The organism is Rhodococcus baikonurensis, from assembly GCF_040489275.1.
Taxonomy (GTDB): domain Bacteria; phylum Actinomycetota; class Actinomycetes; order Mycobacteriales; family Mycobacteriaceae; genus Rhodococcus_F; species Rhodococcus_F baikonurensis.
In genome coordinates, this window is the sequence record NZ_JBEUOQ010000031.1 from 16,177 (window position 1) to 28,959 (window position 12,783).

Genomic DNA, 12,783 nt, shown 5'->3' on the forward strand with positions numbered 1-12,783 from the left:
CGATCCTTCGGTCGTTGTGCACACAACAGCAACCGGTTGCTCACAGAAGGAAACATCAGCGATGACCATGACAGACCGCCCGCCCGGGGCACATACGAAGCAGCCACCACACGCGTACCTGGGAGCAACTGACTTCCTCGACATCGAGCACGAATCCGTGCGGGCGTTCACCGCCGCTGCAATCGGGGATGCGAGCAGCGACCGTGACAAGGCCAGACGCCTCTTCGCCGCCGTCCGCGACCAGATCTGGTACGACCCGTACACCGTGTCGGACGATCCGGCCCACTACCGAGCGAGCTTCGTCCTCGAGACCGGGCGCGCTTACTGCGTCCCGAAAGCGGTGCTCTTGACCGCAGTGTGCCGGGCGGCGGGTATCCCGGCACTGCTCGGCTTCGCCGACGTCCGAAATCACCTGCAGACCGAGGCGTTGCGCGCGCTGATGGGCGGCACCGACCTGTTCGTCTACCACGGCTACAGTCGCCTCTACATCGAGGGCCGGTGGTTGAAGGCCACGCCGGCTTTCAATGTCGAGTTGTGCGCTCGTTTCGGCGTGCCACCAGTGGAATTCGACGGCGATCGCGATGCTCTCATGCATGCCTTCACCGCAGACGGAGCCCAGCACATGGAGTATGTCCGCGAGCGAGGAGTCTTCGACGACCTACCCTTGGACGCGATCTTGACGGTGCTTCGGCGCGCCTACGGACCGAAGATCTTCACGGGCGCTCACCCACTCGACGAGGCTTTCACCGGCACACCCGATCGCCGCACCCGGCCGTACGAAAATCCGGGGATCGAAACCCGCCGCGGGGGTCTCGATGAACACAAGCGGTGAGAACATACGCCCTGAACCCCGTATCGCGGCCGACTGCCGATCGGTCGGAGCCCTCTCCGCGACAACCGTCGGTCGTGAACACTCGGACTACCTCGGACACCCTCGAATCGGGTGAGCCGATACCTGCTGGCAGAGCTGTGCCACATGACTCTCTCGTCGGCGTGGCCGTGTCCTGGCCGACACCGGAAGTAACCCGAACAGACGAGACCCGCTCTTCCTCTGGGGTTGCGGCTGCGCGCGATCAACGACCGATCCGAACGCCTCCCCAGGGCCGAGACGCCGCGCGATACCCATATCCCTCTTCCGTGTGCGCAGCTACTACCGCGAGAGCGGGCCGAACGGCGTATCCCGATGTCGCATATCTATGCAAGGAGCGCAGCATGATGAACAACGCACCTCACACCCCCGCCAGGACCGTGGCGATCACAGGTGGAGCTCGCGGCATCGGCTATCAGACAGCGAAGGAGTTGATTCGACGAGGCCACCGGGTCGCCATCGGAGACATCGACGAGACACGTGCGAAGGAGGCCGCCGCCGAACTCGGGGTGAAGGTCGTCACCCGACTCGACGTCACCGAACCTGACTCGTTCACAACGTTTCTGGACCTGGTCGAACGTGAACTCGGACCCCTCGACATCCTGATCAACAACGCGGGCATCATGCCTACCGGCCACGCCCACGAAGAGGACGATGCAGTAACCCGGCGGCAAGTCGAGATCAACGTCCTGGGGGTCATCTTCGGGACCAAACTGGCTCTTCAGCGAATGCTGCCGCGCCGCACCGGACACATCATCAACACTGCGTCATTGGCCGGCGAGCTCGCGGTACCTGGTTTGGCGACCTACTGCGCTACCAAGTTCGCAGTCATCGGATTCACAGAGGCCGCACGACTGGAGTACCGCAAGTCAGGGGTTCGACTGTCCACAGTCCGCCCGACGTTCACCAACACCGAACTCGTCGCCGGAACCGCCGGCGCAAAGGGATTACGCAACGCCGAGCCGGAGGAGATCGCCCGCGCGACAGCAGATCTGATCGAGTATCCACGCCCCTTCGTCCGCGTCACCCGTCTCGCAGGCGCAATGGTCGCGGCGGTGAAATTCGTCCCCCGGCGGTTGGCGACCGGACTGGGTGCGGCCCTGAACACAGATTCGGTGTTCCTCGCGGACGTGGACATGGCTGCTCGCCGAACGTATCTCGACAGAATCCAGAACAGCTGAGCGTGCCGACACGCGCGCTCGACCAGCCACCCGAAAGGCAGCCACAGTGACCCACACGACTCTGATCGAGAACTATCCCCACCGGATGGGAGGGCACTGCGGGTCAGGTGCAATGCGAGACCTTCTCCATTGGCACGGTCTGGGATGGGACGGACCACCCGACGAGGGGTTGGTGTTCGCACTGGGTGGTGATCTCGGTTTGTCCTACCTGCGATCGGCCGACCTGGTCCCACCGATATACCTGGTCGGCCGCGGTGCCGACTTCGAGATCGACTTGCCGCGCAGGCTCGGCGGACAAGTCGAGGTTCTCACGACCGACGATCCCGCTGAGGGATGGTCATGGGTTCGCGACGACATCGATGCGGGACGACCCAGCCTGGTCTGGGCCGATATCGCTGAACTGCCCTACCTACGGGTGAAACTGCAGATGAGTCGCCACGACATCGTGGTGATCGGCTACGACGAGATCGGGGGGACTGCCTCGGTCGTCGACAACGATCGGGCCGACGTGCAGGAGATCCCGCTCGACGCGCTGGCTCGGGCGCGATCCTCCACCTCGTTCCCACAACCGACACGTCACTGCACGTACCGAATCACATGGCCACAGACACTGCCGCCCGTGTCGACTGCCGCGGCCGCGGCCTTTGCCCGATCCGCCGCCAGCATGCGCGTCCCATCGACACCGGGAATAGCCGACCACGTACCAGCGGCCGGTGCCGAAGGATTGGCCGCGGTCGACCAGCTGGCAACCGACGTCAAGAGCTGGGTCGACCTTCCGCCCAATGACCTCGAGACGCTGCTGTTCAGTCTCGGTATCTTCATCGAAAAGGCCGGAACCGGAGGCGGGCTCTTTCGTCGGCTTCTCGCCGACGGCTGTACCGAGATTGCACGTCTGACCGGTGATCCCGCTACCGCAGACCTCGCGGTGGCCGCCGATCACTGCGCCCAGGCCTGGACCGAAACTGCCCGCGCCGGAATGGAACGCGGTCTCGGTGTGCGAACACGCGCAGCTGCGGTGGCCGTGTCGGCTGCCAGACTGCCTGCACTCGAGCTGATCCTGGTGGAGTCCCTGGAGTCTGCTTCACGCTCGCTGTCCGCCATCACGCGATGAGGCGCACCGTCGTTCGATGGCGCGCGGTAAACGGCGCATCGCACTGTGCTGCAGCCGCTGGTGTTGGATCGCCGCAGGCGTGCGGAGGCACCGAACGACCGAAGTTGCCGTACGGAACAGTCGAACGCCTCTCGGTGGACGCTGCATCGATGCCGTGTCGTTGCTCGGCAACAGACCCTGATCCCTGCCCCACGCCGACAACAATTCAGCCGCCGACGGAAGCCCTCGATGTAGCTCGGACCCGGAGAATGCCGTAGACACCGGCGGATCGGTGATAGATCTCAGCGATCGTGTCCCCGACGACCAGCCTGCGGATTTCCCGGTCGGAGGGTTTCCGGCCGTGGTTGTATGTCTGCGCCCGCTGCGCACTCCGCGACGACCTCCATGCAATCTTGGAATTCGATAACGAGGACATCGCGCTGGACGCCCTCCTTCAAGCGTTGGGCGCAACAAATCGACCTCAGAGCACGGTCATCTTGATGCGAGGCGCGCAGGCCTCGCCTGCGGCCGCGGAGCGGCAGAGATTGGGGTCGTCGAAGCATTCGGCCGAGGCAGGTCGGGTGTGAGATAGTTGCATTCGCGAGATGCCCTTCGTGGTGGCTGGAATGTTCCCTAGACAAGAACTATTCTCACACCATCACAGGGCATTTCGTGTTTACGCCCCAGCCAAGGGCAACCTCACCCTGGCAGGGGTCAGGTCACTCTGGTCCCATGCTCATGGCAGACGACATTCGTCGCTCGGATACCGAACCCCGAACGATGTCCACTACAGTTACGGGCAGTCCGCAAACGCGGCCTCAGAATAGTCATCTCCAGGTCCGAAATCCTCGCGGCAAATCACTTCTCTCTTTAAGCTATGTCGGCTTGGTCGATCCTTTAGTGCAGTTGACTTCTGACATAGTGCAGTTTGTCTTTTGAAACTGACAGCGGTGCAGGCCGAGCGCGCGAAGACGCGACAGACTCGGCACAGTTTTTTTCAGACAGAGAGGTCCGACCATGAAGAGAATTCCGGACGAGGTCAGCGGGTCGGCCGGCCCCGCTATCGAGAACTGGGTGCGCTCGTTCTGGGGCACGACTTCCGAGTCGCCTGATTTACCGCCCCACCACCCCGACTGTCTTGGTTGTGGGCCGCAGAACCCGCACGGCCACGCCCTGTCGGTCCAGCGTGACGAGAACGGCGTGGTGGCTCACCATGTGTTCGATCAACGTCATGTCGGGGCACCCGGGATAGCACACGGCGGCGCGGTGGCGACCGTTCTCGACGATCTGTTCGGCTTCCTGCTCTACACAGTGGGTGAGCTCGCCGTGACGCGGCGTCTCGAGCTCGACTATCTAGCGCCGGTTCTGCTCGGCACTCCCTACGTGTTGCGTGCTGCCGTTCGGTCTCGTGATGGGCGCAAACTGGATCTCACGGCCACGATGGACGATGCGCAGGGCCGCTCGGTCGCCACCGCTACTGCCCTGTTCGTGGTGGTCGAGGTCGAACACTTCATGCAGTCCCAAGCCCGAGCTCAACTCCGGGCCACAGACACGAATCACACCGAAGAATAGACACCCTGGCCGACCTCATCGACGTCCATCACCCGCGGTGGCTGTCGTTCGGCTGCGTCTACCTGGCGCAACGACGGCGAGCACGAGTGCCCCAGCGGCGGTCAGGGCCGCCAACGCCAGTGTCGCCTGACCACTTCCATGTACGAATGCGGCTTTGGCGAACTCGGCCAGCGGCTGGCCAGCTGGTCCTGCGCGGTCGGCGACCTGCAATGCGGCGGCCAGAGAATCGGCCACCGGACCACGGGCTGGCTCGGGTAGCTGGGGCAGAGCCGGCTGGATGTGCTGAACGTAACCGGCCGCGAGCACGCTACCGGCTACCGCAATCCCAATCGCGGCACCGATTTCGCGAGCCGCGTCGTTGACCGCGGCAGCCACCCCGTGCTTGGCCTCTGGAGTGTCCGAGACGATGGCGAAAGTCGCAGGAGCGGTACACAACCCCAAACCCGCGCTCATGATGAGCAGGGGCCACAGCAGGTCAGGGTAAGTCGCAGCGACGGTCAGTCTGCTCACCATCACCAGTCCCGCCGCGATGGTGAGCAGACCTACAGTGGTCATCACCCGCAGCCCAACAATGTTCGACAGCCAGGGTGCAATCACCGAGATCACGATGAGCGGCACGACCATAGGGGTCAACGCCAACGCGGCGGTGAGCGGTCCATAACCGAGAATCAACTGCAGATACTGCACCAACAGCAAGAACACCCCGAAGGTCACCAGAAATTGGATACAGACAGACAGCGCGCCGGCACCGAAACCACGGCGGGCGAACAACCGGACATCGAGTAGCGGTGCCGAGGAACGTAGTTCTACGACGACGAACACCACAACTGCGAACAAGCCCACCGCAGTGCTGATGGCGACGAGCGAATCCGACCAGCCACGGGCCGGAACCTCGATCACAGCGAAGACGATCGCCCCGACTGCCACAACTACGGTCACAGCGCCCACCCAATCGACCGGTGGATGCTCCTGCTGGCGGGACTCCGCGATACTGCATGCCAACCCGGCCAGAACCGCTCCGGCGACGGTCAACCCGACGAACACCGAGGTCCACGACCACTGCTCGAGCAGCACTCCAGCCCCGAGGATGCCCAGGACCGCCCCGGATCCAGCAACCCCGGCCCACACCCCTACAGCGCGACCGCGATGCGCCGGTGGAAATCCCGCGGTCAGTATCGACAGCGTCGAGGGCATGACCAGCGCCGCACCCGCCCCAGCCAACGCGCGAGCAGCGATCAGCCACGCCGGGTCAGCAAGAAACAAGGGCAATGCCGACGCGAAAGCGAACAACGCCAACCCCGCCACGAGCACCCCCCGGCGACCGTAACGATCACCGATCGCACCGGCAGGCAGAACGAAGCACGCCAATACCAACGTATAACCGTCGACTATCCAGGTAAGTTGAGCTTGCGTCGCCCCTGTCGCGACCGCGATCTGTGGCAACGCTGAATACAATGCCGCCATTGCGGCCACCACCAACGCGACCGCCATGCACGACACAATCAACATCCACCACTGGGCGCCGCTCCATCGAGCGACGCCGGCAGAGTCGGATCCACGTTCGTTCATGGCCAGCCTCCCAGTTCGAGACCGGTCGTCTCGGTACGAGACTATTAGTATCATAACTCTGTGGGTGTGACAGAATGGTCATGCGAGGAGATATTTTGTCAGTCAAATGGAGCGGAGCCCGTTCATGGTCGACCCTCTCGTTGCAGCCGAGGGCCCGGCCGATCCCCGGCTGGCGCGCTCACGTAACCGGTTACTCGAAGCTGCCGGTCAGCTGCTGTCCACCGGCGGTGTCGAGGCGGTCACCGTGGAGGCGGTCACCCGCATGTCGAAGGTTGCGCGTGCCACGCTGTACCGACACTTCGGAAGTACCACCGACCTGCTCGCGGCAACCTTCGAGCGACTACTACCCCCAGTCGACACCGATATCGATACCGGTCCGCTACGCGAACGTCTGATTTCGTTGCTCACCACCCAAGCCGACCTCATCGACCAAGCTCCGGTGCAGATGACCACGCTGGCGTGGCTGGCAATGGGACCCGTCAACAGCGGCGACGCCAGTCGGCGCGATCTCGATCCTGGCGCGGTGGTCTCACTTCGGGCACGTGTCATAGAGCAATACCGCAAGTCCCTGGATCAGATCCTGACGGCCCCTGACGCCCGCGATGTGCTCGGCGAGCTCGACACCACCTTCGCCCTCATTCAGCTCCTCGGACCGATAGTGTTCGCTCGCCTTACAGGACTGCGTCACATCCACACCGACGACTGCATCCGCATCGTCGACAACTTTCTCGCCGCCCATGCCACAAGTGTCGGATCGAGCACTTCGCGCGACAATAGTCGTACGTGGCCGGCCACGACGCCAGACCCGCAGTTCAACGAAGGCCAGTAAGGCTTGACGGAAAACCACACCATCACTGCGCTAACCAGTCAGGGATCGCGGCGCTCATCGGATGCAACCTAACGTGGGCATAAGAACTCAGAGTTGCAGGAGACTTCTGAAATCGTGCAGCCGACTTCTGAAACTGACACTCTCATCGCTTGATTCGGCGAGTCTTGTCTCATGACTCGTGTCGGCGATCTATGTAAAGCGGGCGGCGTTCGCGTTACGCTGAGGCATGGCCACGATCGGTTACGCCCGCGTCTCGACCCGAGACCAGAATCCGGACGGCCAGACCGATGCACTCGAAGCGGCAGGCTGCGACAAGATCTTCGTCGAACACGCATCCGGCACCCTGGCGAAAAGGCCGGCGCTGACGGAGGCCCTTGGGTATCTACGCGAGGGCGACTCGCTCGTGGTGACAAAGCTTGACCGGCTCGGCCGATCGGTCCGAAACCTCAAACAAGTCGCGGACGAGCTCCAGCAGCGTGGGGTCGGGTTGAAGGCCCTGTCGCAGGGCATCGACACCACCACTCCGGGTGGCCGTTTGTTCTTCCACATGCTCGCGGCGATCGCGGAGTTCGAGCACGATCTCATCGTGGAACGCACTCACGACGGCCTTGCGGCCGCCCGTGCCCGCGGGCGCAAGGGTGGCCCGAAGTTCAAGATGACGCCGACGAAGATCCGGCAGGCCCGGGCGATGTATGACGAAGGAGGCCACACCGTGCAGGAGATTGCCGACACGTTCGGGGTGTCCCGGCCCACTATCTATCGGCACTTGGCCGAGCACGTCGAGCGGGCCTGACGAGGGATCATGGCGCACCTCAGCGACCGGCAGAAGGCCGAGCTTGTGCGCCAACACCAGGACGGTGTGCCGTGGACGCGTCTTGCGGAGCAATCCGGCGTTGCGGTGCGGACCTTGCAACGGTGGGCAGCTCGGATGGAGACGGGACGGCTCGCGAGAGCAACTCGCAGCGATAAGGGATCGACTCGCACTGCCGCCGAACTTGTCACCGCAATCGAGGCACTTGCTGTGCGCCGGCCCGCGCCGACGATCGCGTATATCCACCGTCGCATCGGTGACATCGCCCGGGACCGCGGATTGCCGACCCCGGGATACACCACGGTCCGCGAGATCGTGCACGCGCTCGACCCGGGCCTGACGGCCCTCGCGGACGGCGGGGACGCGGCGTACCGCGACAAGTTCGAGCTGGTCTACCGCCGCACGACCTCCGCGCCGAATGAGCAGTGGCAGATGGACCACACCCTGCTCGACGTGATGATCCTCAACGACCGGCAGCAACCCGTCCGACCCTGGCTCACAATCGTGCTCGACGACTACTCGCGAGCGATCGCCGGCTACGCGCTCGGCGTCTCAGCACCCACGGCCGAGCATTCCGCACTGGCGATCCATCAAGCGGTCGCTCGGAAACGAAACCCGAAGTGGGTGGTATCCGGGCTCCCGGACGTCCTCTACAGCGATCACGGGTCCGATTTCACCTCGACCAGGATCGAACACGTCTGCCTCGACCTACACGTGCGCCTGATTCACTCCCGGGTCGGCGTTCCGCAGGGGCGCGGCAAGATCGAACGGTTCTACCGCACCATCACGACCGAGCTGCTGCCGCACCTGCCCGGCTTCATCCCGCACGGCACCGGCGGTGCACCCGTCAGCGACCCCACGCTGACCTTGCATCAACTCGATGACGTGCTCGAGCGATTCATCGTCAACGAGTACAACGAACGACCACATTCAGCGACCGGCGCAGCCCCGCATAATCGCTGGCGCAGCGACAGCTTCATCCCTCGAATGCCCGCCCACCCGGAAGACATCGATTCGCTCCTGCTGACTGCCGCGGCAACGCGACGTGTGCAACGCGACGGCATCCGCTTCGCATCGACCCGATACATCTCACCGGTCCTCGCCGCATACGTCGGCGAAGACGTCACGGTGCGGTACGACCCCCGCGACCTGGGCGAAGTGCGAGTGTTCCACGACAACACGTTCTTGTGTCGCGCGATCGCCCCCGAACGCTCCTCCGAGACCGTGTCCTTCACCGACCTGCAGGCGGCGCGCAACACGCAACGCCGCGCCCTGAAACAGCAGCTCCGCGAGCTCACCACTCACGCTCGCTCACTACCTGAAGACACCCGCCACCGCCCCGAGATACCGCCGGTACCGGAGAGCGCACCCGACCGCGCAACGCCGCCCCCGGCCCGACACGGATTGAGGACCTATGCCAATGGCTGAGCCAGACGACGGCAAACCTCGCTCCGTGCTCTTCGAACCAGGCGACGACGGGCGCCGGTTCCTCAGCGGGTACTTCGACGAATTCAAGGAGGCAGCGCCACCGCACGCAGACACGCGGGCGGCGTTCGTGACCACGCGGGAGCATCGCCGGTTCCAGGAGTTCGCAGACACCGTCCGCTCCCACCGTTACATCGGGCTTTGCTACGGGCCACCCGGGATCGGCAAGACGCTCTCTGCTCGCCACTACGCTGGCACCGACGAGTGGGAGCAGTGGCACCCGCTCTCGCGCAGCACCGGTGCCCTGCCGCCCGTGCCCGAAGCGGTTCAACGAAGCAGAACCGCGTTTTTCACCCCTACCGTCGCCGCGACCATCAAGCAGATCGATCAAGGCCTGCCCCGGGCCTGCCAGCACATCTCCTGGGCCATCGACTACGCTCAGCACGGCCACGTCGACCCCTACGTTCACGCCGAATCCCAGCACAGCGGGAACACCGAGCTGCTCATCATCGACGAAGCCGACCGGCTCAAGACCGCAGGCCTCGAACAAGTCCGCGACTTCTATGACCGCCACCGAATGGGCGTCATCCTCATCGGCATGCCCGGCATCGAGAAACGCCTCGCCCGCTACCCCCAGCTCTACAGCCGCATCGGCTTCGCCCACGAATACCGGCCCCTCCGCAGCGACGAACTCACGGCCGTCGTCGCGCAGCGCCTCCCGGACCCCGACCCTGACGACGCAGGTCTCGCGCACACGGCAGCTCTAGCCGCGATCGTCCGCGCGACCAACGGGAACTTTCGCCTCGCCGACCGGCTCGTCACCCAGGTGAATCGCATCCTTGACATCAACAAGCGCACCCACCTCACCCCGGAGGCCGTTGACGCCGCCCAGGGGGCTCTCCTCATCGGGCGCTAAGCGCAGCTGAGACCATGACGTCCGGGCCCTTACATAGACAGAGGCCACCCCGTCCGATTCGATTGGCTGAGTTCACGGAGTGGAAGACTGAGTGCAGCTCGGCATCGAGGGGAAGCCTCCTCGCAACCCACCACAAGAAAGAAGCGTGCATGATCTCGTTGTCCGCCGCCGTCGGCATCGCTCTCATCGAGCTCGGCCTCGCTCTCACCCCCGGGCCGAACATGATGTACCTGGTCTCTCGCAGCATCAGCCAGGGATGGCGTGCCGGAATGATGTCGACGTCCGGCACGGCCGTTGGCTTCGTGGTGTACATGGTGATGGCCAACCTGGGATTGGCGGCAGTGTTCCTCGTCGTGCCGTGGCTGTTCATCGCACTGAAGGTCGCGGGGGCCGTCTACCTTCTCTGGCTCGCCTACAAGACACTTCGCCCGGGCGGGAAGTCGCTGTTCGAGACCAACGATCTTCCGCGTGACTCGTTCGGCAAGCTCTTCCGCATGGGCCTACTGACGAACCTCCTCAATCCGAAGGTCGCGATCCTCTACCTGGCGCTCATCCCGCAGTTCATCGACCCCACCGCAGGCAGCATCGTGGCCCAAGGATTCCAGCTCGGCGCGATCCAGATCCTCGTCGGCGTTGCCGTGAACGGCGCGATCATCATCGCCGCCGGATCAGTCGCCACGTTTCTACAACGCAAGCCGGCCTGGATGCGGTGGCAGAAGTGGGTCACGGGCACACTCCTGGGCGCAATCGGCGTGAAGCTTGCGATTGATGCCCCGGCGCCCGCTGTGGCCCCATAGCGGCCGCCACTTCGCCTGTCGGATGGCGTCTAAGAGCGTCCAGTTCCTGCCGGAACATCCACGTTCGCGCTCTCATCCCGGGACATTTAGCACCGCGAAAAGAACGTCACCTACAACTGCTATCTACAAACTGGGGATATACATGCTTCACAGAAGCGTCGAATACCGATCGGTTTTCGACCAAACTGGGCTCGTGCCTACGCACATGTCCAGTAACCGTTCGAACGCTGCTGGATCCAAACCTCCCAAACAGTCCGTTGCCTGGCCCTCTACCCTTTCACTATGCACCTCCCAGCACCTAGCTTCGCTTGTCCATCCGGAAAGACGAACCGCCTACAAGTACCGACAGTGCTCCCACAGCCCGAAAAGATCAATCCATCTATCCAGTCTCGAACCGATAGATTCCTGAATGACAGCGAGAAGCTACTGTTACCTGATCTCACAGCACTATCCAGCTCCACAGCCCTTTCCCTAAATGTAGGGATCCCTTTGAATACGCCGCTGCTTCAGAAACCCGACCTGGATCAATACGCATTCCTACTCGCAGAAAGAGTAAAGCAAATTTCCGGGAATCAGCTTGCAAGCGTATGGTGCACAAAAAGGAATTCAAAAATATCCACGATTTCAATTGACTCAGCCATCCCTGCGCAATCATCCAACATCGGCCAAACGGCAACACTGATAACTCGCAGGTCGTATACAAAAGAACAATTCAAAAACGAAATCCCGGACGCAATCTCCGGACTGAAACCCATTCAAGATGGGCCTGTCGCGTTGCATATATCTTACGTGACCGGGTTGCCGCGCACTTGGGCAAATCTATGGAAACCAACCATCGATGGGTTGGGCGGATTACTCGGTACACGTAACTCGTCAGAACCGCGGAAGGTAGACGCTGGTCGCATAGTGCAACTTGCCCTACATCACCGATCTGATGGACCGGAGCTGGGACATAGTGTACAAATCACTGTAACGGCGTCTTCGATCATGCCAATCACCCTTTGATGCCATCCCCTCAAATAGCGGCCTCAAATTGCGCGAATTTATCAAAGAATAAGAAACATACAAAAACCAACATTCTTAAAAAATCGAAACCTTATTCTTTCATGGGCCGCACTCTGCGCTTTCGATTGGAGGTACATCCGGGTGGGACCAGAATATCCAGAATCCGTTTCCAGTAACCACAGGGCAGCCCTCTGCGTGGCGCAGACGCTCAGCCATCTCAATGACAATACCCATCGACCTGTCAGAAAGTCCGTCCGCTTGAGCGAGGAGTCTCCGTAAAGGTACTTGGTCGAGACGTTCGATCACTTCCGACGCCGTCGGAAAATCAGGATTAACGGCGGGAAGATAGAAATAGTCTTTGTCGACACCAAAGAAGTCGGCGAGTATCGCCACGATCTCCGGAGACGGATTCGAACGCTTCCCTCGCCGCAACTGCGAAATATACGGATGCGAAATTTGGTGACCTCGGGCATTGAGCGCGTCCGCCAGCTGCACTTGCGTAATCGGGCAGCCGATCCGCGCCGAGTGGTCGAACAACGCATTCAACTGATCACTAAACATTTGGTCCTCACAGCGAAAATTAAGGGACCCGTCTCGGAAAGTAGGGACAACATGGGATCATAGTGGCTCTTCCCAGATGAGGGTGTAGGTCGGCCGGGCGCGTCGGTCCGCAGGTAGACGTCGAGGTCTCCCGACGATGGAGGTTCCTACGCCATCCAT

11 protein-coding genes are annotated in these 12,783 nt (G+C 62.4%); 9 read left to right on the forward strand and 2 right to left on the reverse strand.

The genetic code is table 11. From position 1 onward, the window contains the following. Window positions 1-67: 67 nt before the first annotated feature. The 4 genes from ABWI03_RS32500 to ABWI03_RS32515 all read left to right on the forward strand — a co-directional run bounded on the left by ABWI03_RS32500 (window position 68) and on the right by ABWI03_RS32515 (window position 4,711). Window positions 68-832: a transglutaminase-like domain-containing protein gene (locus ABWI03_RS32500; protein WP_353799045.1), complete on the forward strand. Its 765-nt coding sequence runs from the start codon at window positions 68-70 to the stop codon at window positions 830-832. 380 nt (window positions 833-1,212) lie between these two features. Further along, window positions 1,213-2,049 (forward strand): SDR family oxidoreductase, encoded by an 837-nt coding sequence (locus ABWI03_RS32505; RefSeq protein WP_350835070.1) that lies wholly within the window; start codon window positions 1,213-1,215, stop codon window positions 2,047-2,049. A gap of 46 nt (window positions 2,050-2,095) precedes the next feature. Next, window positions 2,096-3,160, forward strand: a complete 1,065-nt coding sequence (locus ABWI03_RS32510; RefSeq protein ID WP_353799044.1) for a BtrH N-terminal domain-containing protein — start codon at window positions 2,096-2,098, stop codon at window positions 3,158-3,160. Window positions 3,161-4,156: 996 nt separating this feature from the next. Further along, the gene (locus ABWI03_RS32515; RefSeq protein WP_351645593.1) at window positions 4,157-4,711 is read left to right on the forward strand and encodes a PaaI family thioesterase; all 555 of its coding nucleotides are present in this window, start codon (window positions 4,157-4,159) and stop codon (window positions 4,709-4,711) included. Between the two features lie 15 nt (window positions 4,712-4,726). Here ABWI03_RS32515 and ABWI03_RS32520 read toward each other — a convergent pair whose 3' ends face one another. After that, window positions 4,727-6,280: an MFS transporter gene (locus ABWI03_RS32520; protein ID WP_054827582.1), complete on the reverse strand. Its 1,554-nt coding sequence runs from the start codon at window positions 6,278-6,280 to the stop codon at window positions 4,727-4,729. 124 nt (window positions 6,281-6,404) lie between these two features. Here ABWI03_RS32520 and ABWI03_RS32525 point away from each other — a divergent pair, with 124 nt between their 5' ends. The 5 genes from ABWI03_RS32525 to ABWI03_RS32545 all read left to right on the forward strand — a co-directional run bounded on the left by ABWI03_RS32525 (window position 6,405) and on the right by ABWI03_RS32545 (window position 11,058). Then, on the forward strand, window positions 6,405-7,109 hold the full coding sequence (locus tag ABWI03_RS32525; RefSeq protein ID WP_054827583.1) for a TetR/AcrR family transcriptional regulator: 705 nt from the start codon (window positions 6,405-6,407) through the stop codon (window positions 7,107-7,109). A gap of 226 nt (window positions 7,110-7,335) precedes the next feature. Continuing rightward, entirely contained in the window at window positions 7,336-7,902 is a 567-nt protein-coding gene (locus ABWI03_RS32530; protein WP_030537383.1) for a recombinase family protein, read from the forward strand. A 9-nt stretch (window positions 7,903-7,911) separates the two neighbouring features. Then, on the forward strand, window positions 7,912-9,348 hold the full coding sequence (locus ABWI03_RS32535; protein ID WP_030537384.1) for a TnsB C-terminal domain-containing protein: 1,437 nt from the start codon (window positions 7,912-7,914) through the stop codon (window positions 9,346-9,348). After that, window positions 9,341-10,261, forward strand: a complete 921-nt coding sequence (locus ABWI03_RS32540) for an AAA family ATPase (RefSeq protein ID WP_155277941.1) — start codon at window positions 9,341-9,343, stop codon at window positions 10,259-10,261. Before ABWI03_RS32535 ends, ABWI03_RS32540 begins: the two co-directional genes overlap by 8 nt. A 149-nt stretch (window positions 10,262-10,410) precedes the next feature. Continuing rightward, the gene (locus tag ABWI03_RS32545) at window positions 10,411-11,058 is read left to right on the forward strand and encodes a LysE family translocator (RefSeq protein WP_351643318.1); all 648 of its coding nucleotides are present in this window, start codon (window positions 10,411-10,413) and stop codon (window positions 11,056-11,058) included. Window positions 11,059-12,162: 1,104 nt separating this feature from the next. Here the strand turns inward: ABWI03_RS32545 and ABWI03_RS32550 are convergent. Next, window positions 12,163-12,624 carry a helix-turn-helix domain-containing protein gene (locus ABWI03_RS32550; protein ID WP_050794073.1) on the reverse strand — a complete coding sequence of 154 codons (462 nt, stop codon included), beginning with the start codon at window positions 12,622-12,624 and terminating at the stop codon, window positions 12,163-12,165. Window positions 12,625-12,783: the final 159 nt, after the last annotated feature.

Bases quoted from the DNA above. Each gene is read 5' to 3' on its own strand.
- ABWI03_RS32500 (WP_353799045.1), top strand. From the start codon at position 68: ATGACAGACCGCCCGCCCGGGGCACATACGAAGCAGCCACCACACGCG.
- ABWI03_RS32505 (WP_350835070.1), top strand. From the start codon at position 1,213: ATGATGAACAACGCACCTCACACCCCCGCCAGGACCGTGGCGATCACA.
- ABWI03_RS32515 (WP_351645593.1), top strand. From the start codon at position 4,157: ATGAAGAGAATTCCGGACGAGGTCAGCGGGTCGGCCGGCCCCGCTATC.
- ABWI03_RS32520 (WP_054827582.1), bottom strand. From the start codon at position 6,280: ATGAACGAACGTGGATCCGACTCTGCCGGCGTCGCTCGATGGAGCGGC.
- ABWI03_RS32525 (WP_054827583.1), top strand. From the start codon at position 6,405: ATGGTCGACCCTCTCGTTGCAGCCGAGGGCCCGGCCGATCCCCGGCTG.
- ABWI03_RS32530 (WP_030537383.1), top strand. From the start codon at position 7,336: ATGGCCACGATCGGTTACGCCCGCGTCTCGACCCGAGACCAGAATCCG.
- ABWI03_RS32535 (WP_030537384.1), top strand. From the start codon at position 7,912: ATGGCGCACCTCAGCGACCGGCAGAAGGCCGAGCTTGTGCGCCAACAC.
- ABWI03_RS32540 (WP_155277941.1), top strand. From the start codon at position 9,341: ATGGCTGAGCCAGACGACGGCAAACCTCGCTCCGTGCTCTTCGAACCA.
- ABWI03_RS32545 (WP_351643318.1), top strand. From the start codon at position 10,411: ATGATCTCGTTGTCCGCCGCCGTCGGCATCGCTCTCATCGAGCTCGGC.
- ABWI03_RS32550 (WP_050794073.1), bottom strand. From the start codon at position 12,624: ATGTTTAGTGATCAGTTGAATGCGTTGTTCGACCACTCGGCGCGGATC.